The sequence below is a fragment of the Carnobacterium sp. AT7 genome, from assembly GCF_000171855.1.
In the GTDB taxonomy this organism is placed as follows: Bacteria; Bacillota; Bacilli; order Lactobacillales; family Carnobacteriaceae; genus Carnobacterium_B; species Carnobacterium_B jeotgali.
The window spans coordinates 130,468-149,348 of the sequence record NZ_ABHH01000003.1; the positions used below are offsets into that span (position 1 = coordinate 130,468).

Below are 18,881 nucleotides of genomic sequence, written 5' to 3' on the forward strand. Positions count from 1 at the left end.
ATTATAATTTTCCATGTTACATTAGCTTTTTCATATTTTATCCTTCAAAGTTGTTAAGGGTTACATTTATCTCAAAAAGTATAACAATTTTTTTGAAATAGAGATGCTATACTTAATGAAAATAAATCCACAAATGAATAGGAGAGCTTTAAAAATGAAAAATAGTAAAAAAAATGAAAAAAATAGTACTTGGGTTATGTACTTATCACTAAGCTGTGCACTAACTACAGTAGCTCTTGTAATACACAACCCTTTATATTCTTTAGGTGCGATCTTGTTTGGAATATGCGCTGTTTTATCTGCTTTAAAAAAAAATCATAAATAAACTTTTTATATAAATGTTATCTTCTAAATTTTTTAATTATACATATTTTACAGAACTGGGCATCAAAAATATATTGAGGAATAGATACACATATTTAACACGGTATGAATGCACTAAATTAACGAATGTAATCAACATAACTGAAAAGAATACATCATCTATAAATATATTTTAAAGTCACTACTATAATGACAAAAATAAGAAATACTACTTGGCCAATGTCATTAACTTAAGGCTATTGAAGAAAAGAGGCAAATGGAAAATAAAAAAGTTCTCTTCCATTTCACTCTTTTAATCAAAAAAGAGTGAAAGGTCATGCATAAAACACATGAACCCTCACTCTTTACAGTAATCAAGTCTATTCAGTTAATGACATTGAGATTTCTTTCGTTTCTTTTTTCAATTTTACACTTTTTATTGACCACTATTTTTCATTTTTAAACTTTTGCTACTAAGCTTTCTTTCAATTTTTCAACATAATGAAAAACAGCATTTCCTGCTAAGCTGCCATCACCAACAGCTGTTGCAACTTGGCGTAACGGTGTTAATCGGACATCGCCTATTGCAAAAATTCCTGGTTGTGAAGTTTCCATTGTTTCGTTTGTTTGAATCCAGCCTTCTTCATCTGTAATACCTAAGTCTCTAAATTTGTCTGTGTTTGGCAGAATGCCTACATAAATAAACGCTCCATCTGCAGCATATTCTTGGACTTCATTCGTATGAACGTTTCTAACTTTCACACCTGTTACTTTATTGTCATCACCATAAATATTTTCTACAGTAGAATCCCATATAAAGTCAACTTTTTCATTTTTAAATGCTCTATCTTGAAGAATTTTTTGAGCTCTTAACTCATCACGACGGTGAATAATCGTTACTTTTTTGGCAAATTGAGTCAAATACGTTCCTTCTTCGACAGCTGAGTCTCCACCGCCGACAACAACCAACTCTTTATTACGGAAAAATGCGCCATCACAAACCGCACAATAAGATACTCCACGACCGTTGTATTCATTTTCACCACTAACACCTAACTTACGGTGTTCTGCTCCTGTAGCAATAATGATTGAACGTGTCTTAAAGATTTTTTTTCCAGCAATAATGGTTTTGTATTCTACCCCTTGTTGAATTTCTTGTACATCCGCATAAGCATATTCAGCACCAAATTGTTTCGAACCCTCAAACATTTTATCTGATAATTCTGGTCCTAAAATACTATTGAATCCAGGATAATTTTCAATCTCTGCAGTATTAATCATTTGTCCGCCAGGTACTCCGCGTTCCAACATAAGTGTAGACAAGTTTGATCTTGAAGCGTATAAAGCAGCCGTCATGCCTGCAGGGCCACTTCCAATAACGACAACATCATAAATTTTTTCTTCAGTTTCCATAATGAAATCCCTCATTTTCCTTAATTGTTTCTCTTTACTTTACATCTTTCAAAGTCAAACCGCCATCTTTTTGCTTACAAATTAGAAGTAAATGAGCAAGCTACTTAAAAATCATTCAATTCCATTTTAAGCGTTTCTTGTAAATCAGATGCTTCTTCAACAAAATCACCATCTGGGTCTAGCGTTAGATACTGTTCTACCAATATTAAAGATTTTTCCAAATCATCTTTAAAAGCATAATTATTCGCTTGAAAATAATAGGCTTCTGCAAAAATATCGCCACTTTTTTCAATTAATTCATCTAAAAGTTCAATTGATTCGTCGTACTCACCAGTATGTTGATAACAAATAGCTAACTGACAAGAGGCAAAAATAGATTCCTCTTCATTTCTCGATAACGTCACTGCTCGTGAGAAGTATTTTTTTGCACGATCCATTTCATTTTTTTGAAATGCCGTAATTCCACGTTGAAAATAAAATTCACTTGTTGGAATAACTTCTATGATTGTCGCCTTTTGATTTTCTATTTCAGACATGTGCAACCCTCCTCTAAAGTAACATTTGCATAATAGTATAGCATATGGGCAACATTTTTAATAGGTCTTGTTCGCTCCCATAGATGCACAAAAAGATGAACTATTAGAGCTCATCTTTTTGGCTAACTTTATTTAGTTTTATTCTTTTTCTAATTTTTTACCCAACTCAATAATATAGTCATTTAGTGAATCTTTGATTTCTGGATGTTTTAAACCATATTGAATACTTGTTTTTAAGAAGCCAAATTTATCCCCTACATCATAACGGGTCCCTTTGAATTCATGAGCAAATACACGTTGTGTTTTATTTAGTGTGTCGATTGCATCTGTTAACTGAATTTCATTTCCTGCTCCTGGTTCTTGATTTTCTAAAATATCAAAAATTTCAGGAGTTAACAAATAACGGCCAATAATCGCTAGATCACTTGGTGCATCTTCTGGATTTGGTTTTTCCACAAAACGACGAACATTATACGTTGTTTCATCTACTTGCCCTTCAACATCGATGATGCCATATTTTGATGTTTCTTCATGCGGTACTTTCATCACTGCAATATTTGAAGCATGCGTTTTGTCGTATCCGTTGATTAATTGTTTTGTTAATGGTACTTCATCTTCCATCAAGTCATCACCCAACATAACCACAAAAGGTTCGTTTCCAACAAAGGCTTTAGCTTGCAAGACGGCATCGCCCAATCCTTTTGGATACGATTGACGAACAAAAAACAAATTCAAACCAGTTGTTTCTTCAACTAATTCTAATAGCTCCATTTTTCCTTTAGATTTCAAATTAGCTTCTAATTCTGGATTTGAGTCAAAGTGATCTTCGATAGGTCGTTTGCTTTTTCCAGTTACAATTAGAATATCTTCAATCCCTGAATTGATTGCTTCTTCAACAATAAATTGAATCGTTGGTTTGTCAACGATTGGCAACATTTCTTTAGCCATTGCTTTTGTTGCAGGTAAAAATCTTGTTCCTAACCCTGCTGCCGGGATAACTGCTTTACGTACTTTTTGCATATGCTGTATTCCTCCAATTATTTATAGTAGTGTAGCTAAATTATATTATGCTTCTGATTTTCCATCGCGTTTCATTAAAGAAACAATAATATCTTCCACGTTAGCTTCATTATACAATACTTCGTAAATTGCTGCAGTGATTGGCATTTCAATCCCCTTTTGCTGAGCTAATTCATAAGCTGCTTTCGTTGTTGCAATTCCTTCTACAACCATTCCCATACTTTCGAGAACTTCTTTCAAACTATTGCCTTTGCCTAACATGTGACCCGCTCTCCAGTTTCTAGAATGGACACTCGTACAAGTAACAATTAAGTCTCCTACACCACTCAATCCTAGAAAAGTCATCGGATCTGCTCCAAAAGCTACACCTAAACGGCTTATTTCAGCCAACCCTCTAGTCATCAAAGCCGCTTTCGCATTATCTCCATAACCTAACCCTTGAAGTGCTCCGGCTCCTACTGCGATGATGTTTTTTAAAGCTGCTCCCAGTTCAACACCAATTATGTCATCATTCGTATATACTCTAAAATAATCTGTCATGAATAAGTCTTGCACTACCTTAGTAGCCTCTTCATTTGTTGAAGCCGCAGTAATCGTTGTTAAATCCTTGACCGCAACTTCTTCTGCATGGCTAGGACCAGATAAAGCTACCACAGCTTGTCGTTTGCTTTCTGGGATTTCTTCTTCCAAAATTTCTGAAATACGTTTGTGGCTCTCTTGTTCTAACCCTTTACTTGCATGAACAATAATAGTTGGCTTAGTTAAAAGAGGGGCAACTTTACTTGCTACATCGCGGATCGCTTTAGTTGGAATAACAAAAACAATGATATCTGCATCTTTGATTGCTTCTTCAATATGCGAAGTTGCTTTAATATTTTCAGCTAAAACTACAGCTGGCAGATAAAGTTTGTTGGTGTGTTTAAGATTGATTTCATCCGCTTGTTTTGCTTTATGACTCCATAAATGAACGTCATTCCCATTTTCTTCTAATACCATTGCTAAAGCCGTTCCCCAAGAACCAGCTCCTAAAACAGCTACTTTCTTTGACATCTTATTCAGACTCCTTTGTATCGATTACTTCTTTTTTAAATTTTTCGTACTTTTATTCTTTTTTTGCGGCTTCATTCCATCTGTGTAATATGGAACAGGTGGATAATCTCTTCTTCTATAGATCCATAGACAAATTGCTCCTACAAATAAAACTAATGATAAGGCTTGTGATACACGTAAGAAGTCAAAAATCCATAAACTGTCTGTTCTAAGGCCCTCAATAAAGAATCGCCCAAATGAATACCAAAGAACATAACTCAAAGCCACTTCACCTTGTCGCAGCAAGTGTTTTTTATTGCGTAAAACAACGATCAATACAAAACCTGCTAGACTCCAAAGTGATTCGTAAAGAAAAGTAGGGTGGTAGTAAACACCGTTGATTTCCATTTGCTTGATAATAAATTCTGGCAAAAATAAATTTTCTAAAAATGATCTTGTTACTTCTCCGCCATGTGCTTCTTGGTTCATAAAATTGCCCCAGCGGCCAAGAGCTTGAGCAAGTAACACATTAGGTGCTAAAATGTCTAGCATCAACCAAATTGGAATACCTTTCTTTTTTGTATACCAGTATACTGTTAATCCCCCAGCTATTAAGCCGCCATAAATCGCTATACCACCATTCCAAATTGCAATGATCTGGCTAGGATTTTCAAGATAATATCCTAGTTCAAACAAGACATAATACAACCGTGCTCCAATAAAAGCTATCGGTAATGCCCAAAGAGCCATATCCACGATATGATCTCCTTCGATTCCTCTTTTTTCTGCTTCTCGAGTACTTAGAAAAATAGCTGAAAAAATTCCTACAGCTATAATGATTCCATACCAATACACATCCAGAGGTCCTAATGAAAAGGCAATTGGATTAATTGCCCCTAACAAATTGCTCATCTTCTAATCTCCATTCTTACTGTTCAATTGAATTTTTTTCAATCAATTTTTCTAAATTTCGCTCAAAAGTTTCAGTAGCATTATACCCCATGATTTTTGCTCTGGTATTCATAGCTGCACTCTCAATAATAACAGCTAAATTCCGTCCAGTTCTAACAGGAATAGAAATTTTTGGAACATCTACGTCTAAAATACGTTTTTTTTCTTCTCCGCTGCCTAATCTGTCATACGTTTTTTCTTTGTCCCATAGTTCTAAATTTACCACTAAATTAACCGTTTTGCTTAATCTAATGGAACCCACCCCAAACAAATTCACGACGTCTATAATACCGATTCCACGAATCTCCATTAAATGACTTAAAATTTCAGGTGGCTCCCCAATAATTATTCTATCCATTTGGTACATTTCAACGCGATCATCTGCTACGAGTCTATGTCCTCTTTTAATTAATTCTAAGGCCGTTTCACTTTTACCTACACCGCTATCTCCAGTAATCATAACACCCATTCCGTATATATCTACCAATACACCATGTAGAGATATTCGTTCGGCTAACTGTGCTTCTAGAAAATTCGTTACATTACTTGATAATCGTGTTGTAGATTGCATAGAAGAAAGTAACGGAATTCCTTTTTCAGTAGTTGCTTGTATCAATTCTTTTGGAGGTGTTAATCCTCTTGAAATTAGAAAAGCTGGGGTATCCACTTGACACATTCTTCGCATAACAATTAACCGCTCATCGCTAGTCATTTGTTCAGAAAATGATATTTCTGTCCTACCAAATAATTGAATGCGTTCTTGAGGATAATAGTTAAAATAGCCAGTAAGTTCTAGACCTGGTCGTGAAATATCCTCTGTTAAAATCTTACGATCAAGAAATTCCTCTCCGTTATGTACTTTTAACTCCAAAGTGTCTACTAATTGTTTAACCGTTACACTTTCTGCCATATTTTTTTCTCCTCTATTTAAAGATCATTTTTTTATTCTTAGATTTAATCATTAAAAAAACTATTATATAACTTTCATTTTAACATTTTAATCATTCCGTTTAAAGGAAATAGAAAGAAAAGCTAATCAAATAGTAAAATGATTTAAGTTCTTTTATTTCCCAACTTTTTTGAGTAAAAAATAAAAAAGGATCAGAACAATTTCATTCTGATCCTAGTCTATTTAATTAGGTTGTCTGAATTGACTATTTAGCACCATATTGACTAATGACACTAACATAGCAATGAGCATAGTCGCACCAAACGATGAAAATTCAAATCCGCTACCTATAATGAAAGAGGTCAAACTCAACATTGTTGCATTTATGACTATCGTAAATAATCCTAACGTTAATAAAGTAATAGGCAGCGAGAGGATAAATAATATGGGTTTAACAGCCATATTCAGTATTGCCAAGACAATACTAGCTCCTAACGATACCCAAAAACTTTCTACATAGAACATATTTTGCAAAAGACCAGCTAATGCTAGAAAAAGTACCGCATTAACAATAATTTTTTGCCAAAATCTCACTAAAAGTCACTCCAGTCTTCTTCTTTAACTTTTTCAGCTTCCTTGCGCGGAGCATGATGTTCTGGTCCTTTAGCACCTGGTTTAAACCCATAAGATTTTGGATTTTTTGTGTTGCCGTTTATAGGTGCTTCTGGAATCACAATCGCTAATACGATATAAAGAATAAATGGCGAACCTACTCCAATTAGTGTAGCAGCTCCATAAATGATACGAAGCAATGTTGGGTCAAAGCCAAAATATTCTGCAACTCCAGCTAGTACACCACTTACCATTTTATTATCTCTTGATTTCGTTAATTTTTTCATTTACATTCACCTCTTTTATAGTTTATCACTACTTAATAATTTTATTCTACTTCTTTCAACAAGATATTTCCTGTTGTTGTTTCTAATTTTAATATTAATGATTGAGTATCGGCTATTCTTCTAAATTCCAAAAGTTGACTTGTGCGGTCTTTTCTTTCTTTTAATGTTTCAAGATTTTCAACTCGATTTTGGATGGTTCCTAAATTGCTTTTCGCTTCGCCTTCTACGCTATAGTTTTTAGGGAAAGACACTTTCACACTGCCATTTACAGAAGATGCTGCAAGACGTGTTAAATCTTCACCTTCTAAAGTAACCTTTACTGTTCCGTTTACTGTTGAAAGGTTTCCGCTCTTAATTTTACCACGGGTAACGATTCCACCATTTACGCTTTTAACCATCAGATCTCTTACTGTGCTGTCTAACACTGTAACTGTACCATTAACGCCATCCGTTTCCAACATTGTCGCTGTAAGATTTTGGAAAAAGACATTTCCATTTGTACATTTAATATAAAAATCTTTTCCTTCAAAATCTTCAAATTTCACATTTCCATTTAAAAGACTGATTGCGGTATGATCATACACTCTTTCAGGAAGGTAAAAAACTAAGTCACAACGTAACCGTTTATTTGGAACGTGGAACAACATTTTTTCATCTGTCACTTCCACTGTGCTTCGTTTTTCAAAGGCTTCTAAAGGAGTTGCCGTGTCTATTTTGCCGTAGATTTTAATTTCAGCTTCTACTTTGATATCTTGGCTGTCCCAATTTTTAAATAAGACATTTCCGTTTGCAACTTTTACATCAAGAATAGAGGCAGAACTTTCTGGGTAATTAAATTCATGTGTAAATTTAGTTGAAGCTAAACCAGGAACACGAACATTTACATCTTTCCAATCCATATTCTCAATCACTGTTGAGAAGGTGTTTTTCATGAACTTGCCAAATTGATTTCCAGTATCGACCACTTTGCCCGTTACTTGATTCAACGTTTCGTCCATTGTTTCTTTCCAATCTTCGGGTATCTCAAATTTTTCTGAAATTTGTTTCTTTTGAGTTCCCCATTGTTTTCTTTTTACTGTTTTCAATTGGTTTTCTAGTTCTGATTTATCTTCTTCTAAGTCTTCCAATTGAGCTTTCAATTCATTTATCTCATTTTTCATTTGATTCATCTCTGGTAATTTTTCAGGATTCAATCCCTCTAAATCTTCTTTTGTTTCAAGTACCATTAATTTTTCTTGAACCAATCTAAGTTTGCTTTTGATCATAGCAATTTCAAGATTTTTTTCATCTAATTTAACTGAATAAGAGGAGGCTTCATTTGCTAAACTTTCTAAGATCTTTTCTAGTTGTTCACGATCTTTTTGTTCTTCATTAGAAAAGTCTTCATTTTGACTGTCTTCATTTAATTGTGAAAATGCAGGATCCTCTGTTATGTCTTCAAAAAAAGTGTCTTTGGGTGGAGTTGGCTGTGGTTCCTCAACATGAGTATGCGCATTTTCTTTCTTAATTGCTTCTTTACCTTCTTTTTTCGCTGCGTTTTCTAGTAAAACTAACGCTTCTTCAGTAGAAATAATTCCTTGTTTAACTAATTCGAGTATTCTTTCTCTTTGTTTCATTGTCAGTTCCTCCTTAAAGTTTTCCAATTCATTCAGTAATAATTGATTGATAATAGTTAGCGGTTATTTTTAGGCTGTGCTTTGTTGTTATCATCATTATGCGTCATCTAAGGAAGTTTGTCATAGGACTTAAGTACGATTTTATTGTCGTTACATAGTCTGAACAGGAGGGCAACTTTTCACGTCTAGTTTAACATGAAACAAAGTTATTTAAAAAAAGAAACACTTTAAAAAGGATAAACCAACCGATAACGAATCCGGTTGGTCTATCCTTTTCAAATTTTTTATTAGCTAACAATTGGTTTACTTATAGAGAATTATTGGATTAGTTCACACTTTCTCCACGTTTTTTATCTCTTTTCAAGATTTCAGCTAAATACATACCAGTGTAACTTTTCTTAACCTTAGCTACTTCTTCTGGTGTACCCGTAGCAATAATGGTACCACCACCAGCTCCACCTTCAGGACCTAAATCAATCACGTAATCGGCTGTTTTGATGACATCCAAATTATGTTCAATAACTAAGACCGTATTTCCCGCTTCTACTAATCGATTTAACACTACTAGTAAACGTGCGATATCGTCTGTGTGCAATCCCGTAGTTGGTTCATCCAAGATATAGAAATTATCCCCATTAGAACTTTTGCGCAATTCACTAGCTAGCTTCATACGTTGGGCTTCCCCACCTGACAATGTAGTCGCAGGCTGACCAAGGGTGACATATCCGAGTCCCACATCAATAATTGTTTGAATTTTCTTACGAATTTTAGGTACGTTTTCGAAAAAGACAACAGCTTCTTCTACTGTCATATTTAAGACGTCAGAAATATTCTTACCTTTGTATCTCACTTCTAAAGTTTCAGAATTGTAACGTGTCCCATGACATATTTCACATGGTACATACACATCAGGCAGGAAATGCATTTCAATTTTTAAAATCCCATCTCCTCGGCATGCTTCACAACGTCCACCTTTAACATTGAAACTAAAGCGACCTTTTTTATACCCTCTTATTTTAGCTTCATTTGTTTGGGCAAACAAATCACGTATATCATCAAATACACTCGTGTAAGTCGCTGGGTTACTTCTAGGCGTACGTCCTATTGGGCTTTGATCAATATCAATCACTTTTTCTAAGCCTTTATGCCCTTCTATCGATTTGTATTTTCCGGGCTTTTGTTTTGAACGATTTAAATCACGAGACAAAGTCTTTTTCAAAACAGCATTGACTAAAGAACTTTTACCCGAACCTGAAACACCTGTAACTGCTATAAAACGACTAAGTGGAAAATCTACATTCACATTTTTTAAGTTATTTTCAGCAGCTCCTTTGACACGAATGAATCCTTTATCTTCTGTACGACGCTCTTTTGGAACAGGTATAAATTTTTTACCTAACAAATAGGCTCCTGTTAAGGAATTTTCATTATTAGCAACTTCATCCGGTGTTCCAATCGCCATGATTTCGCCGCCCTTTTCGCCGGCTCCTGGACCTATATCAATTAAATAATCGGCTGCTCTCATGGTGTCTTCATCATGTTCAACCACGATAAGAGTATTTCCTAAATCACGCATTTTTTGCAAGGATTCAATTAAGCGATTATTATCTCTTTGGTGCAATCCTATTGAAGGTTCATCCAAGATATATAAAACACCTGATAAATTAGAGCCAATCTGAGTTGCTAAACGGATGCGCTGCGCCTCTCCACCAGATAAGGTTCCAGCAGTTCGGCTCAATGTTAGATAATTTAGGCCAACATTTTTCAAGAATGACAAGCGGTCATTTACTTCTTTCAAAATAGGCTTTGCAATCATCTGTTCTTGCTCAGACATCGGCAAGTCAGTAAAAAATTGGATGGAGTCTTCAATAGGGTATCCGCATACTTCTCCAATATCTTTGCCCGCTACTTTTACAGAAAGAGCTTCTGGATTTAATCTTTTTCCACCACAAGATTGGCAAGTTAATTCAGTCATATACAACCGCATTTGATCTCTTGTGAAGTCACTGTTTGTTTCACGGTAGCGTCTTTCAATATTGCGAAGAACACCTTCAAAGGGAATATCAACATCTCTTACACCACCAAAATCATTTTTATGATGAAAATGGAACAGTTTTCCTTTTGAGCCGTGCAAAACAAAGGCTTGATCTTCTTCCGACATCTCTTCAAATGGAATTGTTTGATCAATGTTAAAGTGGTTACACGCTTGTTCTAACATTTGTGGGTAGTAATTCGAACTAATTGGGTTCCATGGTAACAGAGCGCCTTCTTTTAAAGTTAAGCTTTTATCTGGAACGACCAAATCAATATCAACTTCTAGCTTCACACCTAATCCATCACAATCAGGACATGAACCAAAAGGAGCATTAAACGAAAATAATCGGGGTTCTAATTCGCCTACACTAAACCCACAATAAGGGCATGAATAGTGCTCACTAAAAAGAACTTCTTCTTGTCCCATAATATCCGCAATAGCATAACCCTCCGCTAAACGTAAAGCAGCTTCAAACGAGTCAAATAAGCGCGACCGAATACCTTCCTTTACGACTATCCGATCAATGACAATTTCAATATCGTGTTTTTTATTCTTATCTAATTCAATTTCATCGGTAATATCATACATTTCTTTATCTACACGAACACGAACATAGCCTTCAGATTTAATTTTATCAAAAATTTTCTTGTGCTGGCCTTTTTTTCCTGTAACAATGGGAGCCAACAACTGAATTTTAGTCCGCTCTGGATACTCTAGTATACGGTCTACCATTTGTTCAACGGTCTGACTAGCAATTTCAGTTCCATCATTTGGACAAATAGGATGACCGATACGAGCGTATAACAGTCTTAAATAATCATTGATTTCTGTTACCGTTCCCACTGTCGAACGAGGATTTTTACTCGTTGTTTTTTGGTCAATAGAGATAGCTGGACTTAATCCATCTATACTGTCGACATCTGGTTTATCCATCTGACCAAGAAATTGACGAGCGTAAGCAGAAAGGCTTTCAACATAGCGTCTTTGTCCTTCTGCATATAATGTATCGAACGCTAAAGAACTTTTGCCAGATCCTGATAATCCTGTCACGACAACTAATTTATCTCTAGGTATAGTTACGTCAATATTTTTTAAATTATGTGAACGCGCGCCCCTGACGGTAATTTTATCATGTGCCATATGCTTACTTCCTTTTGAGTTATTTTTTACGCTTCTACTTTATAGATAAGTTTAGTTTAACGAAAACACAAAAAATAGGATAGCAAGATGCATCCTATTCTTATCCTATTAGTTTATCACAACTTATTAATTTTGGCGAACGTTTGTTCACAATTAATCTGCTAGCGAATCTGAAACGATTCGTTGTGTTATCTTTTGCAATTGATCTTGATTCGTAAAGTTTCCACTTAATAAATCAGGCAGTACTTCTTTCAAGAAATAGTGTGTACTAGCCAAATGCCTAAACTCTAAAATTGTTTGCAAAGATTCTTCATATATTTCAGTAAATACCCGTTCAGGATTTCCTTTTTGAATTTCTCCAAAAGATTCATATAATAAATCTACTTTGTCTGAAACAGATAAAATTTGACCTTCTAACGTATCATCTTTTCCTTCTTTTAATCGTTCGAAATATACAGCTTGAAATTCTGTTGGAATCTCTTTTTTTATAAAGTTCTCTGTCATAGAGTCTTCTACATCCGCTAACATTTCTCTTAGTTCCGGGGTAGCGTATTTAACAGGCGTTTTTATATCCCCAATGAATAACTCTGTATAGTCATGATTGAGCGCTTTTTCATATAAAGCACGCCAATCAACCACGTTTCCCGCTTGTTCTTCTACAGTTCCTAAAAATTGAGCAATTTGAGTCACTTTAAAAGAATGGGCTGCGACAGAGTGATCTTCGTATTTAAACTTTCCAGGACAGCGAAATATATTTTCCAAATCACTCAAGCTTTTAATGTATTGATGCATTCCCATCTCATTTCATTCCTTCCCTTTGGTAAATTTTTATAATCCTAACATAGAAAACCAAATAAAGCAAAAGATGCTTGGTTTTACGCATCTCATTATGAGCCTAAAAAAGCGACTGGAATAGTATTCCAGTCGCTTTTTTTACTATTTAATTTATGGGTGTGTTTTTATTGTGGGTATTTAATTCCACAACTTTTCCTGAATTCAAGTACACAATCCATTCAGAGATATTTGTAACATAATCACCAATTCGTTCTAGGTATCCCGCTACAAGCATGTAATCGGATCCTCCTAATACGATTTCTGAATCAATTTTCATATGTTCAATACAATCCGAATGAATTTTTTTTGCATCTTTATCTACTGCTCTATCGCTTAAAGCTACTTCTTTAGCTTTTGCTGTATCAAAATTTATATAGGCATCTAAAACACCTTGAACCATTACTTTAACTTTTTCAGACATCTCAGCAATTTCTGCTTCGACTTCATAAATACGTTTATTTCCTTTTACTCGAATAGTCGATTTTGCAATACTAACCGCGTGGTCGCCCATTCGCTCAAGATCTGCACAAGCTTTCATGACTGTTACAATTTTTCTTAAGTCAGTCGTTACCGGTTGTTGCAAAGCAATCATTTCAAAACATTGTTTTTCTAGATCAGTTTCACGTCTATTGATTTCTATGTCGCCATCAATTACTTGTTGAGCAAGTTCCTTATCATGGTTTATAAATGCTTTTACTGATTTATAAATAGCTTCATTGACCATTTTGCCCATTTCAAAAAAATGAACGTGTAAATCGTTTAATTCTTCTTCAAATACGCGTCTCACTTTCCATCACTCCTATACCATTTTCTTAATTATGCAACGAATTACCCAAAACGTCCAGAAATATAGTCGTCAGTTTCTTTTTCTTTTGGTCTTGTAAAAATTTGTCTTGTTTCTCCATACTCAATTAAATGCCCATTTAAGAAAAAGGCTGTGTTATCTGAAATTCTTGAAGCTTGTTGCATGTTATGAGTAACAATTATCATCGTGTAATCTTTTTTTAGTTCTAATAACATATTTTCAATTTTTGCACTTGATATTGGATCTAAAGCACTTGTTGGCTCATCGAGCAAAATAACAGATGGTTCAATCGCTAATACGCGTGCGATACAAACCCGTTGTTGTTGTCCCCCTGAAAGTGAAAGAGCACTTTTATGCAATTTATCTTTAACATCTTCCCAAACGGCTGCTTTTTTTAGGCTTTCTTCAACAATAGCATCAATTTTTGCTTTGTCTTTCATTCCTGCTATTTTTAAACCGTAAGCAACATTTTCATATATTGAAAACGGGAATGGGTTAGGCTGTTGAAACACCATTCCCACTTTTTTTCTTAACTCAACGGTATCCATCTTAGGACTATAAATTTCTTTGTCTTCAAATTTTACGTTACCAGTAATAGTGACATCTGGAATCAAATCATTCATACGGTTCAGTGTTCTTAGAAATGTTGATTTCCCACAACCACTTGGTCCAATTAAAGCAGTTATTTCTTTAGGCTTAAAATTAAGCGATACACCTTTTAATGCTTCATTTTTTCCATAATACAAATGAACGTCATTCGATTCAATAATAAATTTTTCGTTGCTCACTATTTTTTCCTCCTAACCAAAATGACCAGATACATAATCTTCTGTTGCTTGAATTTTTGGACGAGTAAATACTTTTCTCGTTTCATCGTACTCAATAACATTTCCAACATAAAAGAAAGCTGTATAGTCACTGATTCTTGAAGCTTGTTGCATGTTGTGAGTAACAATAACAATTGAATAATCTTCTTTCAATTGCAGCAATGTTTCTTCTACTTGACTAGTAGAAATGGGGTCCAATGCACTTGCAGGTTCATCTAGCAATAAAATATCTGGTTTAAGAGCAATAGCTCTTGCGATACATAAGCGTTGTTGTTGTCCACCAGATAATGCTAAGGCACTTTTATTTAATTGATCTTTTACTTGATCCCATAAAGCAGCTTGTTTTAAACTTGTTTCCACCGCTTCATCTAACGTATTTTTATCTTTGATTCCATGTCTACGTAATGCAAAAGCAATATTATCATAAATTGATTTACTAAAAGGATTAGGGCGTTGAAATACCATTCCAATATTTTTACGCATTTCATATACATCGATATTTGAAGCATTTACATCAATACCTTTATAAATGATTTTCCCTGTCACTTTAGCAGATTCAATTTCATCATTCATACGATTTAACGAACGCAGATAAGTTGATTTACCACATCCACTAGGACCAATAAGAGAAGTGATTTTGTTTTCCTCGAATTCCAACGAAACCCCTTTGATGGCTTCATTGTCTCCATACCATACATGCAAATCTTCGGTAGATAAGTCAATTTTTTTGTCAGCGGACATTTTTAAAATATTTGTTTCTAAGTTAGTTTGATTGGGCATTGCTTAAATCCTCCTTGTCTAACTGAATCCTTGTTACACACTAGCTCTTGCGTTCATTAAGCAGAAGTAGCTTTCTTTTGTAGTTTTTTCCCTAGATAACGAGCTACTACATTAAACAACAATACTGCAAGAACTAAAACAGCGGAAGCTCCTGCTGACACTTGCGCTCCGTCAGGCATAACCCCTTCACTATTGATTTTCCAAATATGAACAGCTAAGGTTTCAGCTGGTCGCATGATGTTTAATGGACTAGTGATTGATTGCGGGTTCCAGTTGGCAAAATCTAGTGCAGGTGCACTTTGTCCAGCTGTATAGATCAAAGCAGCTGCTTCACCAAAAATACGTCCAGCGGCTAAAATCATACCTGTTAAAATACCTGGTATTGCTGCAGGTAAAATAATACGAGTGACCGTTTCCCACCGAGATAAACCTAAAGCTAATCCTGCTTCTCTTTGAACACCAGGTATAGCTTGCAGAGAATCTTCTATCGTTCTTGTCAATAAAGGCAAATTAAAAATAGTTAATGCCAATGCTCCTGAAAGAATAGAGAATCCAAAATCAAATTGAATAACAAAAATTAAGAAACCAAAAAGTCCTACAACTACAGAAGGTAAAGAACTCAACACTTCTATCGCTGTTCTAATAATATCTGTTAACCAATTTTGTTTTGCATATTCAGACAGATAAATTGCTGCTCCTAAAGCTAAAGGCGTGCTAATTAGCATCGTCAAGAACAATAAGTAAAATGAATTAAATAATTGAATTCCAATCCCACCGCCAACTTGAAAAGATTTTGCTGGTTGAGTTAAAAATTCCCACGAAATTTGCGGTAAGCCTCGAATTAAAATAAAAGCTAATAAGCTAAATAAAATAAGAACGATGAATATTGATAAAGCATACAAGACGCCGACTGCGAATTTATCCCATTTTTTTGCGCTCATTATTTCATAGCCCCTTTCTTACCAATCCAACGCGTTAAGATGTTAAAGAATAATGCCATGATCATTAAAATTAAAGCAAGAGACCAAAGGACATTGTTTTCTAGTGTACCCATAACGGTATTTCCCATACTCATAGTTAAGATACTTGTTAATGTTGAAGCAGGTGTAACTAAACTTGTCGGCATTAAAGCCGCATTCCCAATAACCATTTGAACCGCTAAGGCTTCTCCAAACGCACGAGCCATCCCAAAAACAACAGCTGTTAGCAATCCAGGCATTGCACTTCTCAAAACTACTTTATAAATCGTTTGCCATCTTGTTGCACCCATAGCTAGAGAAGCTTCACGGTAATATCTTGGTACAGAATTTAAAGCATCTACCGCCATACTTGTTACAGTTGGCAAAATCATTACAAATAATACGAAAGTAGAAGATAGAATACCAAATCCAGTACCGCCAAAAACAGAACGAACAACAGGAACAACCACGGTCAAACCAATAAATCCATAAACAACCGATGGTATTCCTACTAATAATTCAACTACTGGCTGTAGAACTTTTTTCCCAGTAGATGGAGAGATTTCCGTCATAAAAATGGCCGCACCAATTGCAAAAGGTGTTGCTAATACTGCTGAAAGCAAGGTAACTAAAAATGATCCTGTAATCATTGGAAGTGCTCCAACAAGTGGTTGACCATTTTCACCAACATTACCAGGACTCCATACAGAACCTGTCAGGAAGCCCCAAAAAGAAACGCCATCTGTGAAGAATGTAGAAAGTCCTTTGCTAGTAACAAAATACAAAATTGAGACAACTACAAATACGATAATAGCGATACAAATAAAACTAACTGTTTTTCCTAATTTTTCCAGTCTGCCTTTTTTTGAGTTTCCAAGTAATTTTGCTTGAATCTCTTCCAAAAGAAGCCCTCCTCTTATATCAAATATAACAAGTTGAAAGACGGCTTTTCTATTGAATAGTCGTCTTCAATCCATGCTATCTATTAATTTTCTAATACTGTTATTTATTGATTTACTTATTCTACGGGCACTGTATTTCCCTCAACATCTCGTTCTACTTCCATTTGGCTAGTTGGTATATATCCCAACGCTCCAATTAATGTTGCTTGAATATCATCAGACATAATGTAATCAATGAATTCTTTCGTCAATCCAGTAGGTTCTCCATGAGTATACATATGCTCATAAGACCAAATCAACCACTCATTTGTTTTTACATTTTCGTCTGTTGGCTCTACTCCATTAATTGTTAATGCTTCAACATCATCGTTTACATACGAAAAAGCAACATAACTGATTGTTCCAGGAGTATTTGCCACGATTTGTCTTACTGTACCGCTTGACTCTTGTTCTTGTGTGATAATACTATTTTGTCCTTCTTCTAAAACCCATTGTTCAAATGTAGCACGTGTTCCACTACCAGATGCACGGTTTAAAACCGTTATCGGTAAATCTTTCCCGCCTAATTCTGACCAATTCGTAATTTTACCTGTGAATATCTTTTGTAATTCTTCTATACTAACATCAGTAACTCCTGTACCTGGTGTAACAATTGGCGTAATGCCTACAACCGCCACACGATGATCTACTAATTTAGAGGCGTCTATACCATCTTTTTCTTCTGCAAAAATATCTGAATTTCCGATTTCTACTGCATCTGCAGCAATTTGACTTAAGCCTGTTCCACTACCTCCACCTTGTACGTTAATAAACTTCCCAACATTTTCAGCACCATATTGTTCACCGGCTGCTTCTACAAGTGGTTGCAATGCAGATGATCCAACTGCAGTAATCGATTCCTCTTCTACTACTGGACCGCATGCTGTCAGAATAAATGCAAATGCAATAGTTAACATAAGTCGACTATTTTTTAGTTTCATTTTATACCTCCTAGGTATTTAGCTAAATTACATACTTCTTAATAATAACCTACTATTGTAAATATTAAATAGCATAATTGTAAATTTTATGTAAACCCACTTTACATTCTATTATTATTCTATCTTTTTTAAATTAAAAGAGCAAAGAAAATAGCGTCAAATTGAGTTTTATCTCTATTTGACGCTAGTTTATCCTATTCATCCTACAAATAAGTTAATGAGGACTTTTTCATCTAATCCCAACCCTATTAACCATCCTTCTTACCTAATTGCTATCTAATGTTTGCTTGTATTTAATTCTACAACTTTACCTGTTTTCAAATAAACAATCCACTCACAAATATTAGTAACATAATCACCCATCCGTTTTAAATACCGCGCTACCAACATGTAATCTGTAGCTCCTAGAACTAATTCTGGATCGACTTTCATTTCATCAATACATTGTCGATAAATTTCATAAAACTCAAAATCAATAGCATTAATAGCTGTTGCGAGATTTTTCGCTTTGTTAGCATCTTCTTTAATATATGCTTCTAGCACACCTTCAACCATTACTTTTACTTTTTCTGAAAGTTCAGCTATCTCTGCTTCGATTTTTGGAACTCGTTTAGTACCTTTAACTCGAATAGTCGATTTCGCCACACTCACTGCATGGTCTCCCATTCTCTCTAAATCGGCGCAAGCTTTCATGACTGTTACTATCTTCCGCAAATCACTTGTAACCGGTTGTTGCAGTGCAATCAATTCAAAACATTTCTTTTCTAACTCTGTTTCGCGTGTATTGATTAGTACATCATTTTCAATAACTTCTTGGGCTAGTTCTCTATCATGATTAATAAAAGCCTTAACCGACTTATAAATGGCCTCATTAACCATCATACCCATTTCCGAAAATGAACATGTAAGTCTGCAAGTTCTTCTTCAAATACTTTTCTCAATTCATTTTCCTCCATCTATTAT

Annotated in this window: 18 protein-coding genes and 1 pseudogene; 1 reads left to right on the forward strand and 18 read right to left on the reverse strand. The window is 34.9% G+C overall.

The window, feature by feature from the left end:
• Positions 1 to 154 precede the first annotated feature (154 nt).
• Complete coding sequence (locus CAT7_RS12260; RefSeq protein WP_007721521.1) at positions 155 to 325, forward strand: hypothetical protein; 171 nt, start codon at positions 155 to 157, stop codon at positions 323 to 325.
• Between the two features lie 437 nt (positions 326 to 762).
• On the opposite strand, the gene trxB is transcribed toward CAT7_RS12260, so the two are convergent.
• From trxB to phoU (CAT7_RS02245), 18 genes and pseudogenes are all read right to left on the reverse strand, one after another.
• Positions 763 to 1,716 carry a thioredoxin-disulfide reductase gene (trxB, locus tag CAT7_RS02160; RefSeq protein WP_007721522.1) on the reverse strand — a complete coding sequence of 318 codons (954 nt, stop codon included), beginning with the start codon at positions 1,714 to 1,716 and terminating at the stop codon, positions 763 to 765.
• A gap of 104 nt (positions 1,717 to 1,820) precedes the next feature.
• Entirely contained in the window at positions 1,821 to 2,252 is a 432-nt protein-coding gene (locus CAT7_RS02165) for a tetratricopeptide repeat protein (protein ID WP_007721524.1), read from the reverse strand.
• Positions 2,253 to 2,390: 138 nt separating this feature from the next.
• Positions 2,391 to 3,272 carry a UTP--glucose-1-phosphate uridylyltransferase GalU gene (gene galU / locus CAT7_RS02170; protein WP_007721526.1) on the reverse strand — a complete coding sequence of 294 codons (882 nt, stop codon included), beginning with the start codon at positions 3,270 to 3,272 and terminating at the stop codon, positions 2,391 to 2,393.
• Between the two features lie 45 nt (positions 3,273 to 3,317).
• Positions 3,318 to 4,322: an NAD(P)H-dependent glycerol-3-phosphate dehydrogenase gene (locus CAT7_RS02175; RefSeq protein ID WP_007721528.1), complete on the reverse strand. Its 1,005-nt coding sequence runs from the start codon at positions 4,320 to 4,322 to the stop codon at positions 3,318 to 3,320.
• A 24-nt stretch (positions 4,323 to 4,346) separates the two neighbouring features.
• Entirely contained in the window at positions 4,347 to 5,213 is an 867-nt protein-coding gene (gene lgt, locus CAT7_RS02180; protein WP_007721530.1) for a prolipoprotein diacylglyceryl transferase, read from the reverse strand.
• Positions 5,214 to 5,229: 16 nt separating this feature from the next.
• A complete protein-coding gene (hprK, locus tag CAT7_RS02185; protein WP_007721532.1) occupies positions 5,230 to 6,162 on the reverse strand; it encodes an HPr(Ser) kinase/phosphatase in 933 nt (310 codons plus the stop codon).
• Positions 6,163 to 6,384: 222 nt separating this feature from the next.
• Complete coding sequence (locus CAT7_RS02190; protein WP_007721534.1) at positions 6,385 to 6,735, reverse strand: phage holin family protein; 351 nt, start codon at positions 6,733 to 6,735, stop codon at positions 6,385 to 6,387.
• Positions 6,735 to 7,040, reverse strand: coding sequence for a PspC domain-containing protein (locus tag CAT7_RS02195; RefSeq protein ID WP_007721535.1), 306 nt, complete (start codon positions 7,038 to 7,040; stop codon positions 6,735 to 6,737). The genes CAT7_RS02190 and CAT7_RS02195 overlap by 1 nt, the downstream gene beginning before the upstream one ends.
• Before the next feature lie 41 nt (positions 7,041 to 7,081).
• Entirely contained in the window at positions 7,082 to 8,656 is a 1,575-nt protein-coding gene (liaX, locus tag CAT7_RS02200) for a daptomycin-sensing surface protein LiaX (RefSeq protein ID WP_007721537.1), read from the reverse strand.
• Positions 8,657 to 8,981: 325 nt separating this feature from the next.
• Complete coding sequence (gene uvrA / locus CAT7_RS02205; protein ID WP_007721539.1) at positions 8,982 to 11,831, reverse strand: excinuclease ABC subunit UvrA; 2,850 nt, start codon at positions 11,829 to 11,831, stop codon at positions 8,982 to 8,984.
• 153 nt (positions 11,832 to 11,984) lie between these two features.
• On the reverse strand, positions 11,985 to 12,629 hold the full coding sequence (locus CAT7_RS02210; protein WP_007721541.1) for an HD domain-containing protein: 645 nt from the start codon (positions 12,627 to 12,629) through the stop codon (positions 11,985 to 11,987).
• A gap of 142 nt (positions 12,630 to 12,771) precedes the next feature.
• Positions 12,772 to 13,398, reverse strand: a complete 627-nt coding sequence (gene phoU, locus CAT7_RS02215) for a phosphate signaling complex protein PhoU (protein ID WP_407921357.1) — start codon at positions 13,396 to 13,398, stop codon at positions 12,772 to 12,774.
• Between the two features lie 95 nt (positions 13,399 to 13,493).
• Positions 13,494 to 14,258 (reverse strand): phosphate ABC transporter ATP-binding protein PstB, encoded by a 765-nt coding sequence (gene pstB, locus CAT7_RS02220; protein WP_007721545.1) that lies wholly within the window; start codon positions 14,256 to 14,258, stop codon positions 13,494 to 13,496.
• Positions 14,259 to 14,270: 12 nt separating this feature from the next.
• Complete coding sequence (gene pstB, locus CAT7_RS02225; protein ID WP_007721546.1) at positions 14,271 to 15,077, reverse strand: phosphate ABC transporter ATP-binding protein PstB; 807 nt, start codon at positions 15,075 to 15,077, stop codon at positions 14,271 to 14,273.
• A 56-nt stretch (positions 15,078 to 15,133) separates the two neighbouring features.
• Positions 15,134 to 16,018 (reverse strand): phosphate ABC transporter permease PstA, encoded by an 885-nt coding sequence (gene pstA / locus CAT7_RS02230; RefSeq protein ID WP_007721547.1) that lies wholly within the window; start codon positions 16,016 to 16,018, stop codon positions 15,134 to 15,136.
• The gene (pstC, locus tag CAT7_RS02235; RefSeq protein WP_007721548.1) at positions 16,018 to 16,938 is read right to left on the reverse strand and encodes a phosphate ABC transporter permease subunit PstC; all 921 of its coding nucleotides are present in this window, start codon (positions 16,936 to 16,938) and stop codon (positions 16,018 to 16,020) included. The genes pstA and pstC overlap by 1 nt, the downstream gene beginning before the upstream one ends.
• 116 nt (positions 16,939 to 17,054) lie before the next feature.
• A complete protein-coding gene (locus CAT7_RS02240) occupies positions 17,055 to 17,918 on the reverse strand; it encodes a phosphate ABC transporter substrate-binding protein PstS family protein (RefSeq protein WP_007721549.1) in 864 nt (287 codons plus the stop codon).
• A 276-nt stretch (positions 17,919 to 18,194) separates the two neighbouring features.
• Positions 18,195 to 18,874: pseudogene (phoU, locus tag CAT7_RS02245) on the reverse strand (phosphate signaling complex protein PhoU).
• Between the last annotated feature and the right edge of the window lie 7 nt (positions 18,875 to 18,881).

Coding starts and splice junctions, on each gene's coding strand:
- uvrA (WP_007721539.1), bottom strand. CDS start 11,831: ATGGCACATGATAAAATTACCGTCAGGGGCGCGCGTTCACATAATTTA.
- galU (WP_007721526.1), bottom strand. CDS start 3,272: ATGCAAAAAGTACGTAAAGCAGTTATCCCGGCAGCAGGGTTAGGAACA.
- CAT7_RS02175 (WP_007721528.1), bottom strand. CDS start 4,322: ATGTCAAAGAAAGTAGCTGTTTTAGGAGCTGGTTCTTGGGGAACGGCT.
- CAT7_RS12260 (WP_007721521.1), top strand. CDS start 155: ATGAAAAATAGTAAAAAAAATGAAAAAAATAGTACTTGGGTTATGTAC.
- phoU (WP_407921357.1), bottom strand. CDS start 13,398: ATGGGCAAAATGGTCAATGAAGCTATTTATAAATCAGTAAAAGCATTT.
- lgt (WP_007721530.1), bottom strand. CDS start 5,213: ATGAGCAATTTGTTAGGGGCAATTAATCCAATTGCCTTTTCATTAGGA.
- pstA (WP_007721547.1), bottom strand. CDS start 16,018: ATGAGCGCAAAAAAATGGGATAAATTCGCAGTCGGCGTCTTGTATGCT.
- CAT7_RS02240 (WP_007721549.1), bottom strand. CDS start 17,918: ATGAAACTAAAAAATAGTCGACTTATGTTAACTATTGCATTTGCATTT.
- liaX (WP_007721537.1), bottom strand. CDS start 8,656: ATGAAACAAAGAGAAAGAATACTCGAATTAGTTAAACAAGGAATTATT.
- pstB (WP_007721546.1), bottom strand. CDS start 15,077: ATGCCCAATCAAACTAACTTAGAAACAAATATTTTAAAAATGTCCGCT.
- CAT7_RS02195 (WP_007721535.1), bottom strand. CDS start 7,040: ATGAAAAAATTAACGAAATCAAGAGATAATAAAATGGTAAGTGGTGTA.
- CAT7_RS02210 (WP_007721541.1), bottom strand. CDS start 12,629: ATGGGAATGCATCAATACATTAAAAGCTTGAGTGATTTGGAAAATATA.
- CAT7_RS02165 (WP_007721524.1), bottom strand. CDS start 2,252: ATGTCTGAAATAGAAAATCAAAAGGCGACAATCATAGAAGTTATTCCA.
- hprK (WP_007721532.1), bottom strand. CDS start 6,162: ATGGCAGAAAGTGTAACGGTTAAACAATTAGTAGACACTTTGGAGTTA.
- trxB (WP_007721522.1), bottom strand. CDS start 1,716: ATGGAAACTGAAGAAAAAATTTATGATGTTGTCGTTATTGGAAGTGGC.